Here is a 25,478-nt window from a genome sequence, read left to right on the forward strand (position 1 = left end):
ACAATTCGCGCCCGGGTGCTGACGGGCGCCTTTCGTCTTTTCCTACACGGCGCTTGGGGGCCTGCAGGCGATCATCGTCACGCAGGCTGTGCACAAGGTGCGCAGCAGGCAGGGGCCCCGGGCGCAGACCCAGGGAGCCAGGCAAGGCAGAGGGGATGGACGGCGAGGCGCCAGCGTGTTGTGCCGGATGGCATATGCGCTGCATGCTGACCGCAAGATGCATGCATTTAGGCTGCATTGGTCACAAAATAAAGCATCCACGCCGGAACTAAATCGATAGGCTCGGGTTCTCAATCGTCGCGCCCTGGCGCTCGGTTGTCATCCTCTTTTTGCCCTGGAATCCAGCGGCAACACGGGGGCCGCAAAGCCCGATGGGTCAGCTTTCGTGCCGCTTGGCGCGTTAAGCACTGATGTTAATTCCCAGCAAGCGCTGGTTTGGCAGCCTCCGGGCTGCACCAAAACAGCGCAACAAATGACACCAAGTCTGGGAGCGCAGCAAGAGCTTAGGCCCTGCTGCGGTTAGATGGAGATCATTGGTTTTGTCTGGATTCCGTATGAAATACAACCCTGCGCTGGACGGTATGCGCGCAGTGGCAATCGTCCTGGTGTTCCTGTCCCACGCCCATGCGCCGATGTTTGATGGCGCCTTCTTCGGTGTGGACCTGTTCTTTGTGCTCAGCGGGTTTTTGATTACCTCGCTGCTGCTGAAGGAACACCAGCAATCGGGCCGCTTGGACTTTTGGCGCTTTTACAAGCGCCGCTTTTTGCGCCTGGGCCCGGCCTTGCTGCTGTTCCTGGCCGCCTACTGGCTGTTTGCGCCTCTGATCTGGCCCGGCCTGGATGATGTGAACCAGGACGTCGTCGTCTCGGCGCTGTACTTGGCCGACTACGGCATCGCCTTCTTTGACAGCCCGGACACCTTGCTGCACATGTGGTCGCTGTCGGTGGAGGAGCACTTCTACCTGATCTGGCCGCCGCTCTTGGTGCTGCTGCTGGCGCATACCGCGCGCAAGCAGCTGTGGCGCCCGGTGCTGCTGCTGGTGGCGCTGATGTTTGTCTGGCGCGCCTACTGGGTGGCGCAGGGCCAGCACTTCTATGAGATCTTCTTCCGCTTTGACACCCGCGCCACCGGCATGCTGCTGGGCAGCGCGCTGGCCGCTGTGGCCGTGCACCGCCCCGAGTGGATGGACGCACTGCATGCCCGCCAGAAATACCTTCTGTGGTTGCTGCCCGTGCTGCCCTTTGCGGTGATTGGCTACGAGTGGGACGACGCAGGTGCACTGCTCTGGGGCTTTGCACTGGTGGAGCTGGTCGCCGCTGCCATCATCGTTGCGGTGAGCAAGCAAAAGGGTGTGCTGTTCGACATGCTGAGCCTGCCGGCCCTGGTCTGGGTGGGCAAGATGTCCTACGGTATCTACCTCTGGCACTACCCGGTGGTGCGCCTGCTGCGCGCCCATACCGACTGGCAGTGGGTGGTGATCTTGGGCCTGCCGATCTCGGCCGCGTTTGCCGCGCTGTCCTTCTACACCATCGAGCGCTGGGCGCTGGGCCTACGCGATCGCTCCAGCAGCAAGCCGGTGCAGCAGCCTGCGGGTTCGCGCACTGCCTAAGCAGCGGTCACCCAGAACAAAGCCGGGCCTTGCCCGGCTTTGTTGTTTCTGCTGCTGCGGCTGCATGGTAAAAAACAGGCTTTGATTGATACAGGCTTCGCCATGACCTCCGCTTCCGCACCCACGCCCATCGCCTCTGCCGACGAGGTTCTGCAATTCTGGCTCGGTAGCGCCCGCCCCAGCAGCAGCGAAGCACTGCAGCAAAAGCAGCAATGGTTCAGCAAGTCCGATGCCTTCGATGCGCGCATTCGCACGCAGTTTGGCGCGACGGTGCAGGCGGCGCTCAAAGATGACTTGCCTGGCTGGACCGACAGCGTCTGGGACACGCTGGCCCGCATCATCGTGCTTGACCAATTTACGCGCAATATCTACCGAGGCACGCCGGAGTCGTTTGCCGGCGATCCGCAGGCCCTGCAGTTGGCGCTGGGCCTGTGCGACAGCGGCCAGGACCAGGAGCTGCCCGCAGTTGTGCGGGTGTTTGTCTATCTGCCACTGGAGCATGCCGAAGATGCGACGCTGCAGCAGCGCAGCGTCGACCTGGCCGCCCGACTGCGCGACAGCCACCCGGAACCCGCCGAGCTGCAGACCTACCTGCAAGGCACCTGGGACTATGCGCTGCGCCACCAGGCCGTCATCACCCGCTTTGGGCGTTTTCCGCACCGCAACGCCATTCTGGGCCGCAGCAGCACGCCGCAAGAGCGGGACTACCTGGCCCAGCCCGGCGCAGGCTTCTGAACTTTCTGCGCAAGCACAGTAGCCCTTGTCTCACAGACGCAGGGCTACGGCAGGCTTACCTTGTAGGGGTAGTGTTCAAAAACAACCACCCACCAAAGGAAGCCGCGATGCTAGACAAAACCCGCACCCCGCTGGCGCTTGACTCCAAGCGTCTCGATGCCGCCAAGAAAAGCCTGGAAGAAGGCGCTGTACTGCCCAATGACTCGCCTTACCGCGAGGACATCATCCGCCTGCTCAATGACTCGCTGGCCACCGAGCTGGTCTGTATCCTGCGCTACAAGCGCCACCACTTCACCGCCACGGGCCTGGAGTCGCCTGCGATTGCAGAAGAGTTCCTGGTGCATGCGCAGGAAGAGCAGGCCCACGCCGACCGCATTGCGACGCGCATTGTGCAGCTGGGCGGCGAGCCCGACTTCAACCCTGACAGCCTGAGCGGCCGCAGCCATGCCGACTACAACGACGACATGGACCTGCATTCGATGATCCGCTCCAACCTGGTGGCCGAGCGCGTCGCCATCGAGGCCTACACCCAGATGGTCGACCTGATCGGGGACAAGGACCACACCACGCGCCGCCTGATCGAGCAGATCCTGGAGCAGGAGCAGGAGCACGCCGATGAGCTGTCCGATTGGATGAAAAAGGCCCAATAAGGGCCACCCCACCTGAACCGCAACCGAGTTGCGGTTTTTTTATGCCGATGGAGGAAAAGACGGATGACCGATACAGAAGCAACACGCAAGAACGCCAAGCACCTGCTCTACCTGATGGTGAATGAGGAGCTGCTGCGCGCGGGCGATGGTTTGGATGCCGAGGCCCTTGGCAATGTGCTGGAGCGCAATGGCGTCAGCGCTGCAGAGCAACAGCCTGCCATGGACTATGCCTGCGAACAGGGCTGGTTGCAGAAGGGCGAGAACGGCCAGCTGCAGATCACCGAAACCGGTTTTGCATTGGACTGAGACGTAAAAAGACCACTGCCGGCGAACCGGCAGTGGCTACCAAGAGCACGGCCCAGATGCAATGGGACAAGGTCTGGCCGGGCTACGCACTAGATGCGTTTTCGTTGTGTGGCGGGCGATGCCCGCTGTAATTTCTCTTCAAGCCTGCCCAATAAAGAAGGCCTGGAATCTGACCGCTCTGCCAGCATCTGCCTGGCAGAGCGTTTTTCACTTATTCGCCGAAGGATTCGCCTTCAGGCAGGCTGCCGGCGACCAGGGCTTCATGGGCTTGCTGCTGCACTTGGGCACGGCTCACGGTCGAGGCGCGGCTTTCGGCACCAAAGGTGTTGATGCGGTCACCGATCACGGCCATCGAGCCATTGCGCTGGGCTTCGGTCACCTGGGCCTGCACATCGGCACGGGTCAGGGTGCTGTGGGCGGCAGGGTAGGCGGGGTAGTCCGAGCCATTGCCAACAGGGGCGGTCGTGGCGGCGCTGGCAGCACCGGCAAACACCAGGCCAGCGGCCATCATCAAAGCGGACATATTGCGTGCAAACATGGTTTCTCTCCAAGGACCCGCGCTGCTGGCAAATCACGGATTTGCGCTGTGAGAGCGGCGGCGTCCAAAAATAGGTTGATTCGAAATTCGGGGGTGGTTGCGAGAGCGGCCTGCGGCCCACTCTCAGCTTGCTTGCCTGGGCTTATTCGCCGAAGCTTTCGCCTTCAGGCAAGGTGCCAGCAACGCGGGCGTCATGGGCGGCTTTCACCACATCAGCGCGGGACAGGTTGCTGTTGCCCTTTTCAAAGGCATTGGCTTGCAGCTGGTCGCCCTTGAACAGCAGGGTGCCGTTCTTTTGGGCTTCGACGAATTGCGCTTGCACATCGGCGCGGCTCACGGCGCTGGTGGTGGCAACGGGGGGAGCAATCGAGCGGTCGCCTTCAAAGGGATTGGCCTGGGCAACACCGGCACCCAACATCAGAGCAGCTACACCGGCGATCGAGAAAATACGTGCGTTCATTTTTAACTCCTGGAGAACTCCAGCGACTCACCATGAGGGGCTGGTTCGCTCAACGGGTGGTGCAGTGCACCTTGTGTGGTTCTCGTTGATCGATGTAGTTAGTGTATGCACGGGCCTGCCTCCGATAAATAGCCTAAATCGGAATAGATTGTTCTGAAAAGCAATCTAATGTTTTTGGCGATGTGCAATCGTCCAGAGGTGCTCAGAGGGATGCACTACTCCCCAGAGAGCCGCATGTGTAGGAGAATTCCGGCAAATAGGGGATGTGGCTTGGCCGGAGAATCCGACGGCTAACCCTGTCAGGGTTCACCCGAGATGGTGGCTGCCATGGCAACCAAATTAGCGTGTTTTATACGACAGTGACAGTGCTGTCACAGAGCGCTTTGCAGGCGCTGGAGCTGCGCGTGGGCGGCGCTGCACCAGTCGGGTGGCAACTGGTGCTTGGCCTGCAGGTAGTGGTGGGTGTAGATGTCGAGGTAGGTTTCCAGGGTCTGGGCAGCGCGCTGGTCGCCGGCGAGATCCAGGCACAGCGCAGCGACCTCGGCGGTGCAGAAATGGTCGTCACGGCGCGAGCGCCGCAGCTGGTAGCGCGAGATCTGCTCCGGGTGCAGGCTGAGCACCGGGAAGCGGTCCAGATAAGGACTCTTGCGGAACATCTTGCGTGCCTCGGGCCAGGTGGCATCAAGCAGGATGAACAGCGGCCTGCGCGTTCCTTCCTGCTGCGCTGGCGCGGACGGCAGCTGCTGCACGGCGCGGCCGGGCTCGTGCACAAACTCCTGGGGGAAGACCACATAAGGCTGCCATTGCGGATCGGCCAGCAGCGCCTCCAAGCCCGCATCCCTCTCCGTGCGCGACCAGCCAAAGGCAAAGGTCTCGGCCACCACATCGGCGATCAGCCAGCCGGTGTTGCTGGGCTTGAGCGGCTCGGCATCGTGCATCAGCAGGCACATGCCTGCCGTTGTGGCCTGCGTGGGCCGCAGCGCGCAGAGGCAGTGGCTGGGCCGCAGCCGGCAGCCCTCGCAGCGCTCCCCTTTGGGGCCGCCTCGGGCCAGAAAAGGGCGGGTGCTGCGTTGCAGCCGCTCGGCGCGCAGGCGCGAGACGGCATGGGGGACAAGGGTGCCAGCCGTGCTGGGAGCACTGGCAGTGATAGAGGATGGGTGAGAAGACACGGGCGCTATTGTCGTCGCCCAGTCCAACCAAGCAGCGCAGCGGGTTTAGCGCCGCGCGATGTGCCGCTCAGTTCTGCACCGCTTCCAGCGCAAACAGCGGCACATCGGCACGCCGGCTCAGCCACACTCCACCGCCCAGCTCGGTAAAGCCCTGGGCCAGGCCGCGGCGGTAGAGCTCGGCACGGTGGCGGTACAGGCGTGGGTCGGTCAGCTCGTCGTCGATGATGTCGCGCTCATAGTCTTCGCGCGCGACGGCTTCCACATAGAGCGCGCCACGGCTCAGCCGCGCCAGATTGGCCAGCGCCAGCTTCAGGTCGGCGGGGCTCAGGTAGGGCAGCACGCCTTGGCAGATCACCAGGTCAAAGGGCTGGCCATCGGCCGGTGCATAGTCCACGACCGAGCCCTGCTCCCAGCCATAGCGCTGGCAGAGGTAGTCGCTGTACTCCACCCCGTGGTAGCTGGCCTGCGGAAAGTGCTGCGCAATCGCATCGCGCCACAGGCCGATGCCGCAGCCGACATCCAGCACCCGCTGCACGGGCACGCGCACATACTGCAGATAGCTGCAGACAAAGGCGCCCAGGCGCGCGGCATGCGCGGGGTCCACCACGCTGGTTTTCTTGTCGAAATAAAAGCGCTGGTAGTACGCCTCGTCAAACCATTGCCTGTCCGCTGATTGCACGCATGTCCTTTGTCAATGCAATGCAGCACCGCTGTGCATTACGCAGGCAGTATCGCGCAGATGGCGCATGTGGGTGGGGCGCTGCGGTATTGGCGGCGGGCCGGTTCAGCGCGGGATGACGGACAGGTTCTCCGGCACGATCTGCTCCTGGCTACCTGCCGGGCAGGGGCCATCGGTGTAGATGGTCTGGCCGTTCAGCTGGCATTTGCGCGGCATGGCTGCGGGCCGTGCCTGGCCGCTGCCGCCGTCGGGCGCCGCGCGCCGTGCCTGGCTGCGTTGCAGCTCTTCGGCACTGGGCGGAGGAGGAGACGAGGCCTTGCGCCACAGTCCGCTGGCGGCCTGTTCGGCATCGCCCATGATCGCCGAACCACGCCAGGCGTACAGGGCGGCAGCGCAGGCTGCCACCAGGGCCAGCCAGATCAGCCGGCGGTAGGCAGGGCGCAGGTACATGGCAGTGGCAATGGGGGTTGGGGCATGGCAGGCACTGTATCAGCCCCCTTGGTAGAAGCGCAAATCCAGGTACAGCAGCAAGAAGGCCAGCAGGCTGATGCCCCAGTTCAAGCGCCGGGCCAGGGGCAGGTAGGCTGCGCTGAAATACCACCGCCGGTGCGACGGCAGGTGGCGCAGGATGTAGAGCAGCCCCATCTCCTGCATATTGCTGAAGTGCGGATGGCTGTCCTTCTTGAGCTTCTGGATGATGGAGGCATCGCAGAGCACCACCACCGACAGCACGGTGGCGATGATGACGGCGCCCAGCAACCACTGCTGCCAGTCTGGCCCATGCAAGCCCAGGCTGAACCAGTGGCTCAGCATCAGCACGGCCAGCACGGCAAACAAGCGGTAGAAGATGGCACGCCAGTGTGCAGGGCTGGGCTCGGTGATTTGGCCTTGGTGGCGCTCCTCGCGGTCAATGATGCGGGCGAGCAGCCAGGCCATGCCATGAAAGCTGGCCTCCAGCAGCAGGTAGATGCCCAAGGCCAGGGCCAGCAGCTGCAGCGGCTCGCCCTGGGTCATGCTCAGTGCTTCTGGCAGGCGGCGGTGACGCCGCTTTGGCACATCTCGCGCTGCGAGCGGTCAAAGATCAGGTTTTTGACGGCGGGCATGTCCACAAAGCCACCGATGTCCAGCTGGATGGTCTTGTCAAAGGTATTGTCGAAGGTGAAGAACTCCAGCGCCGCAATGTCCCCGTTTTTGCGCTGCGCCTGGTAAAAGTCCAGGCCGCGCTGCACTTCGTCCAGCACCCGGGATTCGATCAGGCGCTCGGGCTGGTCCTTCTCGATGTTTTGCCGGGCATCGAACTCCAGTACGCCGTTGTTGCTCGATTCGGTCAGCACCAGAATCTTGCCCTTGCTGCCGATCTTGGCCAGTTCCTTGCGCAGCATCTCGGTGGCTGCCGTCATGCGGCATTGGTAGAGCTGGTCGAGCAAGTGCTTGTCCTGCTGCTGTGGTGTGGGGCGGCCCGCCGCCTTGTCTGCTGCACTGGGTTGGCGCACAGGCCCATCCTGGTAGAAGGACAGCTGCGCGCGCAGCTCGGACATGGTCGTGTAGGCGCTGATATCGCATTCGCCGCCCTGCACCTGCTTCTTCAATAGCGGCAGCATGTTTTCGTAGAGACGGTCCTGCAATGCGGTGGACAGGTAGAAATCGAAGCCATACAGGTCATAGCCGCGCGGAACGCCGCCGCCGGTGTAGAGGTTGCCTGCATTGTCGTAGGTCGTCAGCCGGTGACGAGTGATGTCCTTCAGCCATTGGCGTTCAGCCGCTGTGGCCTTGGCGCCCAGACGGGTGATGGTTTTGCGATGGGCATCGATGTTTTGAACATAGCGCAGCGACTCCTGGTCCACCATCTGGGCGAACTCGGCATTCACCATGCCACTCGCAAAGATCAGGCCGAGCTTGACATCCTGGATCCCATATTCTTTGAACATCTGGCGAACCGTGATGGCCATGCGTTCCAGATCCGCCTTGGGGATGCCATGCAGATAGGGTTCATCGGCGATGAAAACCGTGGCTACCTGGGCCTGGTAGCGCTGGATCACAGCCATGTAGGGCCGCAGAATCTTGCGAGCCTGTGCGTCGGAGGGGATCACCCGCAGCTTGTTGACTGCGAGTGGCGCCATGGCCTTTTTTTGCCAGCTGGCGGGGCCGCCAGCATCGTCCGTGGCGCGGTAGCGGGTGCGCACCTGGCTTAGCGGCTTGCGACCGTTGAGGATTGGCCCCAGATCCAGATCCAGCCTGGTGGCCGATCCTTTGACGGCCTGCAGGTTCTTCTCCAGCGCTTTGGGGCTGTGCACATTGATATGGGCGGTAGCCACCTTGCCGACAAATTCCGGGTGCACGCCGGGCGGCGCGAACAGGGCAATCTGGGCATGGCTCTGCGCCCCCCACAGGAGGGCGCTGCAGGCGAGGGCCTGGCAAACAATGCGGCGCAGCAAGGTATCAGCTCACATGCTTGCCAACAATGCCAGCGATCTCGAACATGCTGATCTGGTCCTTGCCAAACAGCGGCTGCAGTTTGGCGTCGGCATTGATGGCGCGCTTGTCCTTGGCGTCCTGCAGGCCGTTGGCCTTGATGTAGTCCCACAGCTTTTTGATCACCTCGGGGCGCGAGGTGGCCTCGCTGCCGATCACGGCCGCCAGCGCGGGGCTGGGGGTCAGGGTCGCGGCAACCTTGCGGGGCGTTTTAGCGGCGGACTTGGTGGCTGTCTTGGTAGCGGTTTTGGCCGCCGTCTTCGTGGCCTTGGCAGCGGTCTTGCTCGCGGTCTTCGTGGCGGTCTTGGTTGCCGTCTTGGCGGCCGCGCCCTTGCGGGGCGGGAACTTGCTGTCGCGTGGCTCGAATTCGAAGTTCACCTTGCCGGCCTCCTTGTCCCAGGCCAGGAAGGCCTTGAAGCTGCGGCGCGTGCGGTTGGAGACGAACTTGTCGAGCAGGTCGGTCTTGCCGGTCGCCAGCAGCTTGGCCATCTGGTCGCGCTCGATCGGTTGCTGCAGGATGATCTGGCCGCTCTTGAAGTCGCAGCTGGGCGTGGGCTGCTGGGCCGTGGGCACGGCCTTGCTGCAGACATAGTTGGCGCCGTGCTCGAACACCGGCGCGCCGCACTTGGGGCAGGCGCCCAGAGTGTTCTGGCTGCCAAAGTCCACCAGCTCGCCCGATTCCTCGTCGGACTTGTTGTCCTCAAACAGGAACTCGAACTTGAAGTTGTTGTTGTCCTCGTCGCGCACGATGGCCACTTCGGCGGCAAAGGGCCAGCCGGCCTTGGAGCGGAAGCCGTCGAGTGGGCCCAGCTTACGGTCGCGCAGCAGCTGGTCGGCCTCGGCGGTCTCGAAGGTGCGGCCCGCAGGCGATTTGGTGAACGAGAAGCCGCAGCCCTCGCCGTTGCCGCCCACGCCGGTGCAGGCGTAGCGGCGGTAGTTTTCCTTGACCACGCCGCCGCAGTTGGGGCAGGGCGCGGACAGGGTGGCGTAGTCACCCGGGATGGTGTCGCGGTCGTATTCCTTGGCCTTTTTCACCAGGCGCTCGGTCATGGACTGGATCTCGGCCATGAAGGCTTCGCGCGAGAGCTGGCCCTTTTCCATTTGCGCCAGCTTGTATTCCCACTCGCCGGTCAGGTCGGCGCGCGAGAGCTCTTCCACCTGCAGGCCGCGCAGCAAGGTCATCAGCTGGAAGGCCTTGGCCGTGGGGATCAGCTCGCGGCCTTCGCGCAGCATGTATTTCTCGGTCAGCAGGCCTTCAATGATGGCCGCGCGCGTTGCAGGCGTGCCCAGGCCTTTTTCCTGCATGGCTTCGCGCAGCTCGTCGTCGTCGATCTGCTTGCCGGCGCTCTCCATCGCGCCCAGCAGGGTTGCTTCCGAGTAGCGGGCAGGCGGCTTGGTCTTCAGGCCCTTGGGGTCGACCGGGTCGGCCACCGGCTTCTCGCCAGGCTGCACCGGCACCAGGTTCTGGCCCTTGTCGCCTTCCTTGGCGTCTTCCACTTCGTGGGCCGCTTCCTTGCCGTAGATGGCCAGCCAACCGGGCTTGACCAGCACCTTGCCTTCGGTCTTGAAGTGGTGCTCCTCGACCTGGCTGATACGGGTGGTGACCTGGTACTCGGCGCTGGGGAAGAACACCGCCATGAAGCGCCGCACCACCAAGGTGTAGAGCTTGTGCTCGGCCTCACTCAGCGCGCCGGGCGCCTGCGTGGTCGGGATGATGGCAAAGTGATCCGACACCTTGCTGTTGTCAAAAATGCGCTTGTTGGCACGGATGTAGTTGGCGCCAATGGCCTGCTGCGCAAACGGCGCGAGCTGCTGCATATTGCTGTGGGCCAGCATCTCGAAGGTCTGGCGGGCCACCGGCAGGTAGTCCTCGGGCAGCGCGCGCGAATCGGTACGCGGGTAGGTGAGTGCCTTGTGGCGCTCGTACAGCGCCTGGGCCAGCGCCAAGGTGGTCTTGGCCGAGAAGCCGAACTTGCTGTTGGCCTCGCGCTGCAGGCTAGTCAGGTCAAACAGCAGCGGCGATGCCTGCGTGGTGGGCTTGGACTCTTCGGTCACCGTGGCGGGCTTGCTGCGCACGGCGTCGGCAATGGCCTGCGCCTCTTGCTGGGTCCAGACGCGGTCGGCCTTGGCCTCGGCGTCGTCGGTTTTCTTCCAGCCCGGGTTGAACCACTTGGCCGGGTAGGCGCCCGCCTGGGCGTTGAATTCGGCGTGGATTTCCCAGTAGTTGCGGCTGACGAACTTGCGGATCTTTTCTTCGCGCTCGACCACCAGCGACAGGGTGGGCGTCTGCACGCGGCCCACCGTGGTCAGGAAGAAGCCGCCATCGCGCGAGTTGAACGCGGTCATCGCCCGCGTGCCGTTGATGCCCACCAGCCAGTCGGCTTCGGAGCGGCTGCGGGCGGCATCGGCCAGGCCCAGCATCTGGTTGTCCGAGCGCAGCTTGTTGAAGCCGTCGCGGATGGCTTGCGGCGTCATCGACTGCAGCCACAGGCGCTGGATCGGCTTGCCCAGGCCGCCCTTGGCGCCACCGGCGTATTGCTCGATCAGGCGGAAGATGAGCTCACCTTCGCGGCCCGCGTCACAGGCGTTGATCAGCGCGGTGACATCCTTGCGCTTGGCCAGCTTGACGACGGCGTTCAGGCGCGTCTTGGTCTTGTCGACGGGCTTGAGCTCAAAGTAAGGCGGGATGACCGGCAGATGGGCAAAGCTCCACTTGCCGCGTTTGACATCAAATTCTTCGGGGGCCTGGATCTCCACAAGGTGACCCACCGCGCTCGTCACGATGAAGGTATCGGCTTCAAAGTAGTCGTCGTGTTTGGCAAATTGGCCTGCCACCGGCGTCAGTGCACGAACAATGTCTTGTGCAACTGACGGCTTTTCTGCAATGACCAGGGTCTTGGACATGGGTTCACTCTCATCAAACTGGGGTCTGCCAACACTGTGGGTTGCTGGCTCTCTGAGCACGCTCTTACAATGCACGCTTTACGCGCATGTGCGCGGGCGCCTGCATGTGTACGTGTGCGCACATGCGCATGTGCTTATTTTTAAAGTAGCAGAAAAAATCCCATGCCGAACCATGTTCCCCATTTTTCAACAGGTCGTCGTATCCAGGTACGGCGTTCGGGCGTGCACGGCAGGGGCGTTTTTGCGTTGCAGGATATAGCAGAAGGCGAAGTCATTGTCGAATATGCGGGCAAGGTCATCAGCTACGAAGAAAGCCAGCGCCGCCACCCGCACGACCCGGACCACCCCAACCACACCTTCTTTTTCCAGATCGATGGCGACCGCGTCATCGACGGTGGTGACGGCGGCAACTCGGCCCGCTGGATCAACCACAGCTGCGACCCGAACTGCTTTGCCGAAGAGGTGGATGACCGCATCTTCATCAGCGCGCTGCGCAATATCAGCGCCGGCGAGGAGCTGGGTTATGACTACGGCCTGATCATCGAAGAGCGCTACACCGCCAAGCTCAAGGCCGACTACGCCTGCCACTGCGGCGCGGCCGAATGCCGGGGCACAATGCTGGCGCCCAAGCGCGGCTGGAAGCCCAAGGTACCCGCCTCGGATTTGCCCGAGCCGGTGCTGCCCAAAAAGCGCAAGGCCAAGGCGGCAGCTGCCGATGGCGCAAAGCCCGCCAAGCCTGCCAAAGCGGAAAAGAACAAGGCCAAGGCCGCAGACAAGGCCCTGGGCAAGGAAAAGGCCAAGGACAAGAAAAAGAGCGACAAGAAAGCCAAGGCCGACAAGAAGACCAAGGGCCAGAAGGCGGCCAAGGCGGACAAGGCGAACGCATGAGCGAGGCACAGAACACGCCCATCCGCTGGCCGGCAGAAGCGATCTGGGAAGCGGTGGAGCCGCAGTTGCCAGGCTTCACGATCGAAGTGCTGCCCAGCATCGACTCGACCAATACCGAGCTGATGCGCCGCGCCCGGGCCGGCCGGCAGGAGCCCATCTTGCTGGTGGCCGAGCAGCAGACCGCAGGGCGTGGCCGCATGGGCAAGCCCTGGCGCAGCGAGGTCGGTGATTCGCTGCTGATGTCGCTGGGCCTGCCACTGGCGCCGGCCGACTGGTCGGGCCTGTCGCTGGCCGTTGGTGTGTCGGTGGCGCAAAGCCTGCAGCCGCAGCTGCCTGAGGCGGGCTCCAGCACCCCGACGATCGGCCTCAAATGGCCCAATGACCTCTGGCTGACGGGCGACCACAAGCTGGCCGGCATCCTGGTGGAGACCGCCAGCTTTGTCTCGGCCCGCACGCATGCGGGCGATGGCCAGCAGCAGGCCGAGCGCTATGTGGTGATTGGCATCGGCATCAATGTACGGGCCCCGCAGGCCGAGGGTCTGTCGACCATTCCTGGCAGCTTACAGATGCTCGACAGCCGCTGGGACGCGCCGCAGGCGCTGCAGGCCGTGGTGCCGCCGCTGGTGGCCGCCATCCAGGCCTTTGCGCAGCAGGGCTTTGCGCCGCTGCAGGCAGCCTATGCGGCGCGTGATGCGCTGGCGGGCCGCGAGGTCGGCCTGAGCGATGGCACGGCCGGCCTGGCGCTGGGCGTGGCTGCCGATGGCGCCTTGCGCGTGCAGACGGCCGCTGGCGTGGTCGATGTGACCAGCTCGGAAGTCAGCGTGCGGCCCAAGGCGGGCGCGGCCTGAGCGCGCCGCAGGATCAGAGAACTATCAGACAGGAGCGGAGATGATTCGTTTTGCCATCGTGCTGCTGCTACTGGCCAATGCCGGCTACTACGCCTTCTCGCAAGGCATGCTGCGCAGCCTGGGCTGGGGCCCGGAAGACCCCTCCGAGCCCGAGCGGGTGCAGCAGCAGGTCAAGCCCGATGCGCTGCGCATTCTGACGCCGCAAGAGGCCAAGCAGGCCCAGGAGCAAGCACGCACGGTGACGGCTGAGCCCGCCCCGGCGCCAGCACCGGTGGCCGCCCCCGTTGCCGAGCCGGCCGCTGTGGCGGCTGCGGAGCCAGCTGCCGACAGCGCAGACAAAACGACGGCTGCCGAGGCCGACAAACTGGCGGCCAAGCCCGCTGACAAGCCGGCAGAGAAACCCGAAAAGCCCGAGAAAAAAGAATGCCTGATCGCCGGCAGCTTTGATGCCAAACAGGTCGAAGCGCTGCGCCTGCAACTGGCCAAGCTGCCCGAAGGCAGCTGGCGCCTGGACAGCAGCACCAGCGCCGGCCGCTGGATGGTCTATGTCGGCAAGTTCAGCAGCCAGGAAGCGCTGGACACGCGCCGTGATGAGCTGCGTGCGCTGGATATCAGTACCGACCGCGCCCGCATCGCCAGCCTGGAGCCGGGCATCTCGCTGGGCCGCTTCTCCAGCGAAGAGGCGGCAGAGCGCCATCTGGCCACCATGGGCAAAAAAGGCGTGAGCGGCGCCAAGGTGGTGGTCGAGCGCCCCGAGGCCGTCAGCTACACGCTGCGCCTGCCCAAGCTGGATGCAGCTACCAAGAAGCGCGTACAGAGCTGGCATGTGATGGATGGCAAGGAGCTGCGCAGCTGCTCCTGAGCCGGGCTTTACAGCCCAGGCGGTTCAGATCTGCGGCTGGGGTGCCAAGGTGGTCGGAAAGCACACGCTGAACACCACGCCGCGCTGGGCCTGGCGCGGGTGCGCATCTTCCAGGCCCACGCTGGCGCCATGCTGGCGCGCGATTTCCTGCACGATGGGCAGGCCCAGGCCTGAGCCATCCACCTCGCTGCCCAGCACGCGGTAGAAGGGCTGAAAAATACGTTCGCGCTCTTCTTCGGGGATGCCGGGGCCGGAGTTCTCCACCTGCAGCACGATCACATGGCCAAAGGGGTCGGCCATCAGGCGCACATTGATGATGCCCGGCGCGCTGGCGCTGGACGGTGTGTAGTTGATCGCGTTGTCCAGCAGGTTGCGCACCAGCTCGCCCAGCAAGGTGGCATTGCCGTTGACCCAGACCTCGCGCTCATCGGCCTGCATGCCGTCGTAGCCCATGTCGATGTGCTTGGCCAGCGCGCGGTCAATACCGTCATGCATGGCATCCAGCACAATCTCGGCCAGGTTGCAGGGCGTGCGCTGCAGCAGCGCGCTGGGCCCTTCGGCGCGAGCCAAAGACAGTAGCTGGTTGACGGTGTGGGTGGCGCGCATGCTCGAGCGGCCAATCTGCTGCAGGGACAGCTTGAGGTCGTCCTCCTTGGCATCGGCGCGCTGGGCCATCTCGGCCTGCATGCGCAGGCCCGCCAGCGGGGTTTTGAGCTGGTGCGCGGCATCGGCGAGAAAGCGTTTCTGCGTGGCCAGCGAATCGTTGAGGCGCTCGAGCAAGCCATTGACCGAATCGACCAGGGGCACCACTTCCAGCGGCACATCCTTGTGGTGGATCGGCGAGAGGTCTTCGGACTTGCGCGCGCGGATGCGCTCTTCCAGAAGATGCAGTGGCTTGATGCCACGCGCCAGTGCCAGCCAGACCAGCAGCACCGCCAGCGGCAGGATGACGAACTGCGGCAGCATGACGCCCTTGATGATTTCAGTCGCCAGCACGCTGCGCTTTTCGCGTGTCTCTGCGACCTGGATCAGCGCCAGATTGGGCTCGGGCAGCGACAGCTGCACCCAGATCCAGGCGATGCGCACATCCATGCCGCGCAGCTCGCCATCGCGCAGCTGTACCGTGCCAACGGTGCGTTCCAGATCCTTGGAGGGCATGGGCAGCGCCGATTCGCCCGAGAGAAACATGCCCGCCGGCGTGGTGACCTGGTAGTACACCGTGTCGGCATCGTCGGCACGCAGGATCTCGCTGGCCGGCTGGGGCAGGTTGAAATAGGTTTTGCCGCCTTGCACGCCCACCAGCTGCGCCAGCGCATGGGCGTTGTACTCCAGCGCGCGGTCAAAGGGCTTGTTGGCCAGGTCCTGGGCCACCAGCCAGGTCAATGCCAGCGATACCGGCCACAAAAGCAGCAGCGGCGTGAGCATCCAGTCAAGGATCTCTCCGAACAAAGATCGCTGCTCACTGCGAAACAGGGCCAAGGCTGTCCTTGTGTGAATGGGCCGGGGGCGGCCATCGCCCCGCTGTCGCCGGATGGGTGGTGATCAGTGGGCTGCAGGCGGGTGGATCTTCTCCAGGCAATAACCCAGGCCGCGCACCGTGGCAATGCGGATGGGGCCCTTTTCTATCTTTTTGCGCAGGCGGTGGATATAGACCTCGATCGCATTGGTGCTGACCTCTTCGCCCCATTCGCAGAGGCGCTCGACCAGCTGGTCCTTGCTGACCAGGCGGCCCGATCGCTGCAGCAGCACTTCCAGCAGGCCCAGCTCGCGGGCGGACAGCTCCAGCATGCGGCCGTCGAAGGTGGCGACGCGGCCGGCCTGGTCGTAGGCCAGCGGGCCATGCTGGATCAGGCTGGTGCTCATGCCCACGCCGCGGCGGGTAAGGGCCCGCACGCGGGCTTCGAGCTCGGACAGCGCAAAGGGCTTGGCCATGTAGTCGTCGGCGCCCAGGTCCAGGCCTTGGACCCGGTCATCCACGCTCTCGGCTGCGGTCAGGATCAGCACCGGGATGGCCGAGCCCCGGGCGCGCAGCTTTTTCAGCACCTCCAGCCCATGCATGCGGGGCAGGCCCAGGTCCAGGATCAGCAGGTCAAACGCGTTGTTCGCCATCAACGCGGCATCGGCTTCGGTGCCGCTGGAGACATGGTCGACCACGGCGCCAGAGTTGCGGAGACTGCGCAGCAGGCCATCGGCCAGCACTTGGTCGTCTTCGGCAATCAGTATTCGCATGCGGTCTCCTATCGATGTTGTAGTCGTGATTTGGATGCTGCCAATGATTCTAGGCCAGTCCATGGCGTTGGTGGCCACTCCACGGAAGCTCTGCAGAGTCAAATCAGGCGTGGCTAGGCATTCATGCGCCGCAATCGCCGCCTGCATTTTTTGTTGCAGAGACGTAAAACCGGCCAAACCTTCATCCATCTGAGGTATGCGTCACGTAGGATAACGCCTCGTCTTGACCAGGACTTGCAGGCACCAGGCCTGCGGCTGGTGGCGAATTTTGAACAGCAGGTGGTGATGAAAGCAGGGTCCAAGGTACAGGTAAGGTGGCAGGCGTCGCAGCGGCAGCGCCGTTTAGTCATGGTGACGGCCTTGTTGGTCTTGACGGCCTTGTACCTGCAGTGGCACCACGTCATTGCCATGCCAGGGCATGTCGATGCGCTGCAGTCTGCACCGCGCTCGGCGCCGCCTGCCAACCTGCCGCATTACCAGGCCAGCATTGATGCCAAGGTGGTCAGCGGCATTGCCGACAACCTCTCGGGCCTGGCCTACAACCCGGAGACCAAGACCCTGTTTGCGGTGACCAACCGCCCGCCCCAGATTGCCGAGCTGAGCACCGATGGCCGCCTGCTGCGCCTGGCGCCCTTGCTGGGGGCCGATGACACCGAAGGCATTGCCCATATCCAGGGCGACTGGTTTGCGATTGCCGATGAGCGCAGCAACCGCATCCACTGGGTGCAGTTTGGCAAGGGCGTGACCGAGGTGTCGCTGGAAAACAGCCCTTACATCCAACTGGGCGATATCCATATCAAGAACTTCGCACTGGAAGGCCTGGGTTGGGATGCCAAGCGCCAGCAATTGCTGGCCGTGACCGAGAAATGGCCGATGCAGGTGCTGGTGATGGATGCCCCGTTGTCCAAGCTCAAACCCGGCCGGGTCGATATGAAAGTCTCGACCTGGGAGGTGCCGGCGGTGGAGGACATGCCCAGCACCGACCTGGCCGCCATCGAGGTGGACCCGCGCAGTGGCAACCTGCTGCTGCTGGGCGAAGAGGCATCGGTGCTCTACGAATACAGCCGTGCCGGTGACCTGCTCAGCGTGATGCCGCTGTGGGCCGATATGGCCGGGCTGGCCGACCGGGTGCCACAGCCAGAAGGCCTGGCCGTGGACAACAGCGGCAATATCTACATCGTCTCCGAGCCCAACCTGTTCTACAAGTTCGAGCGCAAGCGCGGCTGAGCAGGCCCAAGCGCTGCCCATTGAGCGCTCAGCTGTCGGCCCCGTACACCTCCAGCCCAAGCTTGACCACGGTGGCGACCTGCTCGCCCACTTCGGCGCGGAACTCCTCCTCCGCCTGGGTAACGGCGCGCTCAAAGGCTTGCAGCCACAGCAGACCAGTCTCGGTAAAGCGCACGGTGCGGGCGCGGGCATCGCGCGGGTCGCGCTCACGGGTCACCAGGTTCCAGGCCTCGCACTGGTCCACCAGCTGGGCCATCGCCTGCTTGCTCATGCCGGCGCGTGCGGCCAGGTCCACCAGGCGGTCGCCGGCCAGCGACAGGTGGCGCGTGATATGGATATGGGCGGCACTGACCTGGTCGCGTTCGGCCAGGTGCGACAGCGCCAGCGGCACGGCCTCGTCCTGGGCCATCAGCTGCAGCACCCGGGCATCAAAGCGGCGCATTGCGTGGCCCAGCAGGCGGCCCATATGGGTCAGGCGCCAGCTGTCATCGGGCAAATGGGGCAGAAGAATGGGCATGGCGAACGGGCCGGCAGGGGCTGAAAAAGGGCGAAGTCGCTATTGTGCATATAGTCAATCAAACTGACTAAAAAAATGCTTCTATAAAATATACCCATCCCATAAACTACTGTTCAAGCATCCAGGCTGTATATGCAAACAGCTGGATCCCCAGATCGAAGACATGACCATCAAACGCAAGGAGAAATCCATGAACGCCACCGCAACCAAGCCCGAAGCCAACAGCGAAAAAGCCAAGGCGCTGGCCGCCGCACTGGCCCAGATCGAAAAGCAGTTTGGCAAGGGCACCATCATGAAGCTCGGCGAAGGCGAGGCCGTCTCGGACATCCAGGTGGTGTCGACCGGCTCGCTGGGCCTGGACATTGCGCTGGGCGTCGGTGGTCTGCCACGCGGCCGCGTCATCGAGATCTACGGTCCTGAATCCTCGGGCAAAACCACCTTGACCCTGCAGGTGATTGCCGAAATGCAAAAGCTGGGCGGCACCTGCGCCTTTATCGATGCCGAGCACGCGCTGGACACCAGCTATGCCCAAAAGCTGGGCGTAAACCTGGGCGATATCCTGATCAGCCAGCCCGACACCGGTGAGCAGGCGCTCGAAATCGTTGACAGCCTGGTGCGCTCCGGCGCGGTGGACCTGATTGTTGTTGACTCGGTCGCGGCCCTGACCCCCAAGGCCGAAATCGAAGGCGAAATGGGTGACCAACTGCCCGGTCTGCAAGCCCGTCTGATGAGCCAGGCACTGCGCAAGCTCACCGCCACGATCAAGAAGACCAACTGCATGGTCATCTTCATCAACCAGATCCGCATGAAGATCGGCGTGATGTTCGGCAGCCCTGAAACCACCACCGGCGGTAATGCGCTGAAGTTCTACGCCTCGGTGCGCCTCGATATCCGCCGTACCGGTACCATCAAGCGCGGTGACGAGGCCATTGGTAACGAAACCAAGGTCAAGGTGGTCAAGAACAAGGTATCGCCTCCGTTCAAGACGGCCGAGTTCGACATTCTGTTTGGCGAAGGCATCTCGCGCGAAGGCGAAATCCTGGACATGGGCGTCAATGCCCGCATCATCGAGAAAAGCGGTGCCTGGTACGCCTACAACGGCGAGAAGATCGGCCAGGGCCGTGACAACTCGCGTGAGTTCCTGCGTGAGAACCCCGACCTCGCCATCGAGATCGAGAACAAGGTGCGCGAGAGCCTGAACATCAGCCTGCGCCCTGCGGAAGACGGCGTGGTGGACGGCCCGGCCGCCACCGGCACCGAAGGCTGATCGCTGCTGAAGTCTGAACGCTGAGATAGCTGCTTGTGCACAGATGCTGTGCGCAAGCAGCTATTTGTTTTATAGCAATGAGGACGCATGTCTTTTAGCAAACTCTCCCTCAAAGGCCGTGCGCTGCGCTACCTGGCGCAGCGCGAGCATTCGCGCGCTGAGCTGCAGGGCAAGCTTGGCCCCCATGTGGAAGAGGGCGAGGACCTGGCAGCCATCCTTGACGAGCTCGAAGCCAAGGGCTTTCTGAGTGCCGAGCGCTTTGTCGACAGCGTCATCCACACCAAGGCCGCCCGCTACGGTGCCAACCGCGTGCTGCAGGAGCTGCGCCACAAGGGCGTGGATGCCGAGCTGATCGCAGATGCCCGCGAGCGCCTGCGCAGCACCGAGCTGCAGCGCGCCCGCGAGGTCTGGCAACGCCGTTTTGGCAGCCCGCCGGACAGCCCGCAAGAGCGCGCCAGGCAGATGCGCTTTCTGGCCAGCCGGGGTTTTGGCGGTGATGTGGTGCGCAAGGTGCTGCGGGGCGGGGACGAGGATTAGCGCCTGCAAAGCCCTGGCCCCGCCGCTTGGGCAAGGCCTGGGCGACAATGGCGGCCATGAGTACCGCTGAACAGCCCAACAACCCCCTCCATGGCCTGACCCTGGAGAGCATTTTGAACGAGCTGGTCGCGTACTTTGGCTGGGAAGAGCTGGGCGAGCGCATACCGATACGCTGCTTTTTCCTGGACCCGAGCATCGGCTCCAGCCTGCGTTTTTTGCGCAAAACGCCCTGGGCGCGCGAGAAGGTCGAGGGTCTCTACCTGTTCATGCTGCGCGAGAAACGGCGCAACGGCGGCTGAACCGCATGCGCCCGCTGCGGCGCCATTGTCACGGCTGTGCAGCGCTGTCCTACCCGCAGCTGTGCTGCTAGAAGCTAGTCTAGACGTCTGTTTCGCTTGACGCAGGAGACCGACGATGACCGCGAAAAATACCGTATGCCTCTGGTACCAGGGCGATGCGCTGGATGCCGCGCAGTTTTATGCCCAGACCTTCCCCGATAGCTCGGTAGGCGCCGTGCACCGCGCGCCGGGCGACTACCCCGATGGCAAGCAGGGCGATGTGCTGGTGGTGGCATTCAATGTGGCCGGCATTGCCTGCATTGGGCTCAACGGCGGGCCGCATTTTCAGCACAACGAATCTTTTTCCTTCCAGATCGCTACCGATGACCAGGCCGAGACCGACCGCCTCTGGAACGCCATCGTCGGCCATGGTGGGCAGGAAAGTGCCTGTGGCTGGTGCAAGGACCGCTGGGGCATCTCCTGGCAGATCACCCCGCGCATGCTGACCGCTGCCATGTCCGACCCCGACCACGCTGCGGCCAAGCGCGTGTTCGAGGCGATGATGGGCATGACAAAGATCGATATCGCCACGCTGGAAGCGGCGCGCAAGGGCTGAACGCTTCAGCCCTGCGTCGTTTTATTTGCTGCGGGTACACCACCAGCAGATCAGCGAGCCGGCCGTCACCAGCGCCACCCCTTGCCAAAAGCTCCAGGATGGCTGCACCTGCAGCCAGACCGTGCCGACCAGCGCGGACAGCACGGGGGTGAAGTAGGAACCCACGGCCATCACCGTCAGGTTGCCGGCGCGCAGGCCATGGTCCCAGCAGCTATAGCCCAGGGCGGTGAGGCCGCTGAGCATGCACAGCTGCACGATGGCCGCCCAGGACAGGTGCAGCGCAGGCTCATTGCTGAGCGCGTACTTGACCCAGAGCACGGCGCCCACGGCCCAGAGAAAGGCCGGCAGCGCATTGGCGCCATGGGCATAGCGCTTGGCAATGACCGAATAGCAAGGCCAGAGCCAGGCGGCCGAGAACGCCAGGCCATAGGCGAGCGGGTTGCTTTGCACATTGGCCCAGAGGCTGGCGATGGACAGCGCGCTGTCCCCCTTGAGCACCAGCACAATGCCGGCCATGGCCAGCAAGACGCCCGGTACCAGGCCGGCGCGAAAGCGCTGCAGCCCCAAGGCGGTCGCCAGCACAATCGTCAGGCTGGGCCAGAGGTAGTTGATCATCCCCAGCTCCAGGGTCTGGCTGCGGTTGCTGGCAAAGCCCAGCGACAGCGACAGCGCGATCTCATAGAGCACAAACAGCAGGCCGCAGCCCCAGAGGTAGGCCGGGTGCATGGCGCGCAACTGGGCCAGGCGCGGCCGGCCAAAACGCAGGGTGACCAGCAAGGCCCCTAAGCTAAACACCGCCGCCGCGCCGCCAATGGGGCCCAGGTGCTCGGCCACGCTGCGGAACAGGCCCACCGAGGTGGACCAGCACAGCACGGCCGACAGGCCAATCAGGGTGGCGCGTTGCGAAGGGGCCTGGGGAGCGGGGATGGGAGAGGAAGACATGGACGCGGACGGGTGCAGAGACAGGTGCGGAAGGCGCCTTGCATCCTAGCCGGAAAAGCGCAGCCCTGCAGGCAGACGGCCAGCGCGCCGCAGCCACACCTGGCGGCCAGGCTGGCTGGCGCGGTATGGCTGGCGAGAAATGACGGGATCAGGGCTTAGGCAATATGGCTGCCAAAGACCAGGGCGGCAGCGATGGTCGCCACCACGGTCAGCACGGCAAATGCGATCAGGCCGCGCAGCTCCAGGCGCTTTTCGGCCTCTTGCTCGGCGGTGGTGGGGATATGGTTGGGGCGGGTGTAGTCCATGGGCAACTCGGAAAAAACGCGGGCAACCTGCCCACTATAGTGCGGCGCGCGCTTTTGGCCAGGGCGCGCCGCCTAGGTGTTTGTATGTGTATACAAGGGCTGGCGATGCCGCCCTGCGTAAGCAGCTCTTAGCCCGCCAGCTTTTTGCCGTCTGCCGGCCCTGGGCTGCGGGTGGTCCACCAGCAGACCAGCGAGCCCAGCGTGACCAGCAGCACGCCTTGCCAAAAGCTCCAGGACGGCTGCACCTGCAGCCAGAGCGTGCCGACCAGCGCCGACAGCACGGGGGTGAAGTAGGAGCCCACGGCCATCACCGTGAGGTTGCCGGCGCGCAGGCCATGGTCCCAGCAGCTGTAGCCCAAAGCAGTAAGGCCGCTGAGCAGGCCCAGCTGCAGCAACGCTGGCAGGGTAAAACGCAGCGGTGGCTCAGGGCTGAGCGCGTACTTGATCCAGAGCACAGCGGCCACCGCCCAGAGAAAAGCCGGCAGCGCATTGGCGCCCTGGGTGTAGCGCTTGGACACCACCGAGTAGCAGGGCCAGAGGCAGGCCGCGCACAGCGCCAGCGCATAGGCCAGCGGGTTGCTTTGCACATTGGCCCAGAGGCTGGCCAGGGACAGCGCATTGTCGCCCTTGACCACCAGCACAATGCCCGCTATCGACAGCAGCACCCCCGGCACCAGGCCGGCGCGAAAGCGCTGCAGGCCCAGCACCGTGGCCATCACCAGGGTCAGGCTGGGCCAGAGGTAGTTGATCATGCCCAGCTCCAGGGTCTGGCCCCGGTGGCTGGCCCAGCCCATCGACAGCGAAAACGCGATCTCGTTGAGCACAAACAGCAGGCCGCAGCCCAGCAGATAGGCCGGGTGCATGGCCTTGAGCTGTGCGGCGCGCGGCAGGCCAAAGCGCCAGGTGACGAGAAAGGCGCTGAGCGAGAACACACAGGCGGCCCCGCCTATCGCCCCCAGGTGCTCCGCAACACTGCGGAATAGGCTCACCAGTACAGACCAGCAGAGCACGGCAGAAAGCCCAATCAGCGTGGCGCGCTGGCTGGGCACAAGAGGAGGGGTGGACATGGGAGGAAGGGGGATGCAGACGAGGGCGGCTCGCATCCTAGCGGCTATTGCTCAGCCTTGATCGGCCTAAGGGCTTGGCACTGCAAAACACTCGGATATGGCGCCAGTGGCGGCTTTGCAGCGGCCCGGCTTTCAGCTGCCTGGCCGGCGCATTTACCCGGGTTGATCAGTAACCGCGCACCCGGTCAAAGCAGTTGTCCAGCGCCTGGCCGGCCTGCCACTGCGCCATCGACAAGGCCACCTGGCGCGCCTTGGCGCGGCGGCTGGCGCTGGCGGCGATGTGGGGTGTGAGGATGATGCGCGGATGCGTCCACAGCGGCGAATCGGCTGGCAAGGGTTCGGGCTCGGTGACATCCAGCAGCGCGCCGGCCAGCTGGCCGCTGTCCAGTGCGGTCACCAGATCGGCGCTGTTGAGCTGGGTGCCCCGGCCGGCATTGACCAGCTGGGCGCCGGTGGGCAACTGGGCAAACAGCGCGGCATTGAGGATGCCCCGGGTTGCCGGCGTATCGGGCAGCAGGCAGATGAGCACCTGGCTGCTGCGCAAGAACTCGCTCAGCTCATCCTGGCCGCAGTAGCTGGTCACGCCCTCGATCTGCTTGCGTGTTTGCGACCAGCCTTGCACCGGGTAGCCGACGGCGCGCAGCATCTGCGCGGCAGCAGCGCCCAGGGTGCCCAGGCCCAGAATGCCCACGCGCAGCTCGCTGGCCACATAGGGCGGGTTGAACTCGATCCACTGCTGCTGGCGGTGCTGGGCCAGTGCGCGCGGCATGTTTTTCTGCAGCATCAAGGTGGCCATCAGGCAGAACTCGGCCATGCGCTGCTGCGATTCGCCCGTCACCATGCGCACGATGGGCAAGTTGGCTGGCAGGTCGCGGTCGGCCAGGATGTGGTCCACGCCGGCGGCCGAGCTGAAGATGGCCTTGAGCTGCGGAAAACGGGCCAGCGCACCGGTATCAGGCTCCCAGACCATCGCAAAATCCACTAGACTGAGATCGGCAGGTGGCGTGTTCCAGTCATGCACCACCACATGGGGCGCAAATTCGGCAAACAGCGCCGTCCATTCCGGAATGGCGGCGCTGCCGCCGCTTTTGATGATGAGGTGCAGGGGAGTGCTGGAAGCCATGGCGTGGGAGGCGTTGAAGTGCGAAAAGGCGGAAGCGGACAGGGCCGGGCTTAGAACGTGTTTGCGATCTCTACGCAGCCGCGTTGGAGTGCAATCGGGATGAGTTCGAAGGGCTGGTTCGCAGCTTGCACCGGGGTGCAAGCAAGAGCCAGCGCGAAGAAATCGCCCGATTTCACTCCAACCCTTCGGGACAGTGGCTTTGCGGGCGGTCTGCGGCGTTGCAGCGCTTTGCGCACTGCGCCTTGCATCCCATCCCGCAAAGACACTGTCGCGGCGCGAGGAGATCGTAAACACGTTCTTACATCGAGCGGGTGCGGTCCCCGGTGGAGATCGCATGCATCGGGTGGCGCAAGGTCGGGTCAAAGGGGTTGATCTGCGCGCTCAAGGTCTTGGCTTCGCGCAGCAGCATGTCGCGCACGATGGGCAAGCGCTCGTCGCTCAGGCGCGCGGTGTGGGTGCCAATGGACAGCGCAGCCACCACTTGGCCATTGCGGTCAAACACCGGCACGGCCAGGCCGGCCATGCCTTCGAGCAGGCCAGAGTTCTTGGCGGTGTAGCCCTGGCGATGCGCCTTGTCGATCTCGGTGCGCATGTAGACCTCGTCATAGACGTTGTAGTGCTGCATGCGCGGCAGGTTGAAGCGCAGCACTTCTTCGCGCTCGGCCTCGGGCAGGTTGGCCAGGATGACCAGCGAGCCCTGGCCCACGCCCAGCGCCACACGCCCGCCGATATCGCCGGTAAAGGTGCGGATGGGGAACTGGCCTTCGATGCGGTCCAGGCAGACCGCGTCAAAGCCCGAGCGCACCATCAGGATCACCGTGTCATTGAGGCTGGCGCAGAGGCGCAGCAGCACCGGGCGCGCCAGGCTACGCAGGTCGCTCACCGCACCGGCCTGGGCGGCCAGCGAGAACAGATCCAGGCTCAGCCGGTAGAGCTTGTGCACCTGGTCCTGCTCCACCATGCCCTCCTGGATCAGGCCCTGCAGCAGGCGGTGGGTGGTGGCCTGGGTCAGACCGATTTCCTTGGCCAGATGGGTCACGCGCACGCCTTCGGTCTGGTGCGCGGCCAGCGCGCGCATCACCAAAAAGCTGCGGTGCAGGGTGCCGCGCTGGTGGCTGTTGTCCTCAGAGGTGTCTGTGCTCATGGTTTTCCGGAATAAATTTTCAGCGTCTCTGATTTTTATTCCATTTATCGGAATAAATCAAATTTATCTTCCATTATCAGTGTTTACACCGTGTGTGGATTCAAA

At 63.9% G+C, this 25,478-nt stretch carries 28 protein-coding genes; 12 read left to right on the forward strand and 16 right to left on the reverse strand.

The window, feature by feature from the left end; genetic code table 11:
• The first annotated feature begins 554 nt into the window (after positions 1–554).
• From EDF71_RS09095 to EDF71_RS09110, 4 genes are all read left to right on the forward strand, one after another.
• Entirely contained in the window at positions 555–1,610 is a 1,056-nt protein-coding gene (locus tag EDF71_RS09095) for an acyltransferase (protein ID WP_133856262.1), read from the forward strand.
• 102 nt (positions 1,611–1,712) lie between these two features.
• The gene (locus EDF71_RS09100; protein ID WP_133856263.1) at positions 1,713–2,345 is read left to right on the forward strand and encodes a DUF924 family protein; all 633 of its coding nucleotides are present in this window, start codon (positions 1,713–1,715) and stop codon (positions 2,343–2,345) included.
• A 107-nt stretch (positions 2,346–2,452) separates the two neighbouring features.
• Positions 2,453–2,995, forward strand: coding sequence for a ferritin-like domain-containing protein (locus EDF71_RS09105; RefSeq protein WP_133856264.1), 543 nt, complete (start codon positions 2,453–2,455; stop codon positions 2,993–2,995).
• A gap of 63 nt (positions 2,996–3,058) precedes the next feature.
• Positions 3,059–3,301, forward strand: a complete 243-nt coding sequence (locus tag EDF71_RS09110) for a hypothetical protein (protein WP_133856265.1) — start codon at positions 3,059–3,061, stop codon at positions 3,299–3,301.
• A 211-nt stretch (positions 3,302–3,512) separates the two neighbouring features.
• Here the strand turns inward: EDF71_RS09110 and EDF71_RS09115 are convergent, their stop codons facing one another.
• The 8 genes from EDF71_RS09115 to EDF71_RS09150 form a co-directional block, all read right to left on the reverse strand.
• Positions 3,513–3,839, reverse strand: a complete 327-nt coding sequence (locus tag EDF71_RS09115; protein ID WP_133856266.1) for a DUF4148 domain-containing protein — start codon at positions 3,837–3,839, stop codon at positions 3,513–3,515.
• A gap of 142 nt (positions 3,840–3,981) precedes the next feature.
• Positions 3,982–4,299, reverse strand: a complete 318-nt coding sequence (locus tag EDF71_RS09120) for a DUF4148 domain-containing protein (protein ID WP_133856267.1) — start codon at positions 4,297–4,299, stop codon at positions 3,982–3,984.
• A gap of 371 nt (positions 4,300–4,670) precedes the next feature.
• Positions 4,671–5,468 carry a tRNA-uridine aminocarboxypropyltransferase gene (locus EDF71_RS09125; RefSeq protein WP_243854237.1) on the reverse strand — a complete coding sequence of 266 codons (798 nt, stop codon included), beginning with the start codon at positions 5,466–5,468 and terminating at the stop codon, positions 4,671–4,673.
• 67 nt (positions 5,469–5,535) lie between these two features.
• Positions 5,536–6,147 (reverse strand): class I SAM-dependent methyltransferase, encoded by a 612-nt coding sequence (locus tag EDF71_RS09130; RefSeq protein ID WP_133856268.1) that lies wholly within the window; start codon positions 6,145–6,147, stop codon positions 5,536–5,538.
• A gap of 105 nt (positions 6,148–6,252) precedes the next feature.
• The gene (locus tag EDF71_RS09135) at positions 6,253–6,597 is read right to left on the reverse strand and encodes a hypothetical protein (RefSeq protein ID WP_133856269.1); all 345 of its coding nucleotides are present in this window, start codon (positions 6,595–6,597) and stop codon (positions 6,253–6,255) included.
• A gap of 39 nt (positions 6,598–6,636) precedes the next feature.
• Positions 6,637–7,161, reverse strand: a complete 525-nt coding sequence (locus EDF71_RS09140; protein WP_133856270.1) for a hypothetical protein — start codon at positions 7,159–7,161, stop codon at positions 6,637–6,639.
• Positions 7,162–7,163: 2 nt separating this feature from the next.
• Entirely contained in the window at positions 7,164–8,582 is a 1,419-nt protein-coding gene (locus tag EDF71_RS09145; protein ID WP_133856271.1) for a hypothetical protein, read from the reverse strand.
• Between the two features lie 4 nt (positions 8,583–8,586).
• Complete coding sequence (locus EDF71_RS09150; RefSeq protein WP_133856272.1) at positions 8,587–11,523, reverse strand: DNA topoisomerase III; 2,937 nt, start codon at positions 11,521–11,523, stop codon at positions 8,587–8,589.
• 162 nt (positions 11,524–11,685) lie between these two features.
• Between EDF71_RS09150 and EDF71_RS09155 the strand changes: the two genes are divergently transcribed.
• The 3 genes from EDF71_RS09155 to EDF71_RS09165 are packed head-to-tail and all read left to right on the forward strand — an operon-like array spanning position 11,686 to position 14,121.
• Entirely contained in the window at positions 11,686–12,411 is a 726-nt protein-coding gene (locus tag EDF71_RS09155; RefSeq protein ID WP_133856273.1) for an SET domain-containing protein-lysine N-methyltransferase, read from the forward strand.
• On the forward strand, positions 12,408–13,259 hold the full coding sequence (locus EDF71_RS09160) for a biotin--[acetyl-CoA-carboxylase] ligase (protein WP_133856274.1): 852 nt from the start codon (positions 12,408–12,410) through the stop codon (positions 13,257–13,259). The genes EDF71_RS09155 and EDF71_RS09160 overlap by 4 nt, the downstream gene beginning before the upstream one ends.
• A gap of 40 nt (positions 13,260–13,299) precedes the next feature.
• Entirely contained in the window at positions 13,300–14,121 is an 822-nt protein-coding gene (locus EDF71_RS09165) for an SPOR domain-containing protein (protein WP_133856275.1), read from the forward strand.
• Between the two features lie 24 nt (positions 14,122–14,145).
• Here EDF71_RS09165 and EDF71_RS09170 read toward each other — a convergent pair whose 3' ends face one another.
• On the reverse strand, positions 14,146–15,600 hold the full coding sequence (locus tag EDF71_RS09170; RefSeq protein WP_133856276.1) for a sensor histidine kinase: 1,455 nt from the start codon (positions 15,598–15,600) through the stop codon (positions 14,146–14,148).
• A 63-nt stretch (positions 15,601–15,663) separates the two neighbouring features.
• A complete protein-coding gene (locus tag EDF71_RS09175; RefSeq protein ID WP_133856277.1) occupies positions 15,664–16,350 on the reverse strand; it encodes a response regulator transcription factor in 687 nt (228 codons plus the stop codon).
• Positions 16,351–16,635: 285 nt separating this feature from the next.
• Between EDF71_RS09175 and EDF71_RS09180 the strand changes: the two genes are divergently transcribed.
• The gene (locus tag EDF71_RS09180) at positions 16,636–17,577 is read left to right on the forward strand and encodes an SdiA-regulated domain-containing protein (protein ID WP_166656496.1); all 942 of its coding nucleotides are present in this window, start codon (positions 16,636–16,638) and stop codon (positions 17,575–17,577) included.
• A gap of 28 nt (positions 17,578–17,605) precedes the next feature.
• Here the strand turns inward: EDF71_RS09180 and EDF71_RS09185 are convergent, their stop codons facing one another.
• Positions 17,606–18,094 (reverse strand): helix-turn-helix domain-containing protein, encoded by a 489-nt coding sequence (locus EDF71_RS09185; protein WP_133856279.1) that lies wholly within the window; start codon positions 18,092–18,094, stop codon positions 17,606–17,608.
• A gap of 190 nt (positions 18,095–18,284) precedes the next feature.
• On the opposite strand from EDF71_RS09185, the gene recA reads away from it, so the two are divergent.
• The 4 genes from recA to EDF71_RS09205 all read left to right on the forward strand — a co-directional run bounded on the left by recA (position 18,285) and on the right by EDF71_RS09205 (position 20,792).
• Positions 18,285–19,361, forward strand: coding sequence for a recombinase RecA (recA, locus tag EDF71_RS09190; RefSeq protein ID WP_133856280.1), 1,077 nt, complete (start codon positions 18,285–18,287; stop codon positions 19,359–19,361).
• An 87-nt stretch (positions 19,362–19,448) separates the two neighbouring features.
• The gene (gene recX, locus EDF71_RS09195; protein ID WP_133856281.1) at positions 19,449–19,898 is read left to right on the forward strand and encodes a recombination regulator RecX; all 450 of its coding nucleotides are present in this window, start codon (positions 19,449–19,451) and stop codon (positions 19,896–19,898) included.
• A 47-nt stretch (positions 19,899–19,945) separates the two neighbouring features.
• Positions 19,946–20,197, forward strand: coding sequence for a VF530 family protein (locus EDF71_RS09200; RefSeq protein WP_133856282.1), 252 nt, complete (start codon positions 19,946–19,948; stop codon positions 20,195–20,197).
• 115 nt (positions 20,198–20,312) lie between these two features.
• Positions 20,313–20,792 (forward strand): VOC family protein, encoded by a 480-nt coding sequence (locus EDF71_RS09205; RefSeq protein ID WP_133856283.1) that lies wholly within the window; start codon positions 20,313–20,315, stop codon positions 20,790–20,792.
• A 21-nt stretch (positions 20,793–20,813) separates the two neighbouring features.
• Here the strand turns inward: EDF71_RS09205 and yddG (EDF71_RS09210) are convergent, their stop codons facing one another.
• The 5 genes from yddG (EDF71_RS09210) to EDF71_RS09225 all read right to left on the reverse strand — a co-directional run bounded on the left by yddG (EDF71_RS09210) (position 20,814) and on the right by EDF71_RS09225 (position 25,373).
• Complete coding sequence (gene yddG / locus EDF71_RS09210) at positions 20,814–21,734, reverse strand: aromatic amino acid DMT transporter YddG (protein WP_133856284.1); 921 nt, start codon at positions 21,732–21,734, stop codon at positions 20,814–20,816.
• Between the two features lie 155 nt (positions 21,735–21,889).
• Entirely contained in the window at positions 21,890–22,039 is a 150-nt protein-coding gene (locus EDF71_RS24970; RefSeq protein WP_166656497.1) for a hypothetical protein, read from the reverse strand.
• Positions 22,040–22,167: 128 nt separating this feature from the next.
• A complete protein-coding gene (gene yddG / locus EDF71_RS09215) occupies positions 22,168–23,106 on the reverse strand; it encodes an aromatic amino acid DMT transporter YddG (protein WP_133856285.1) in 939 nt (312 codons plus the stop codon).
• 166 nt (positions 23,107–23,272) lie between these two features.
• A complete protein-coding gene (locus EDF71_RS09220; protein WP_208301015.1) occupies positions 23,273–24,229 on the reverse strand; it encodes a glyoxylate/hydroxypyruvate reductase A in 957 nt (318 codons plus the stop codon).
• A gap of 298 nt (positions 24,230–24,527) precedes the next feature.
• Positions 24,528–25,373 carry an IclR family transcriptional regulator gene (locus EDF71_RS09225; RefSeq protein ID WP_133856286.1) on the reverse strand — a complete coding sequence of 282 codons (846 nt, stop codon included), beginning with the start codon at positions 25,371–25,373 and terminating at the stop codon, positions 24,528–24,530.
• Between the last annotated feature and the right edge of the window lie 105 nt (positions 25,374–25,478).

Origin of the sequence: Comamonas sp. JUb58, assembly GCF_004364775.1 — a bacterium.
GTDB lineage: Bacteria > Pseudomonadota > Gammaproteobacteria > Burkholderiales > Burkholderiaceae_C > Comamonas.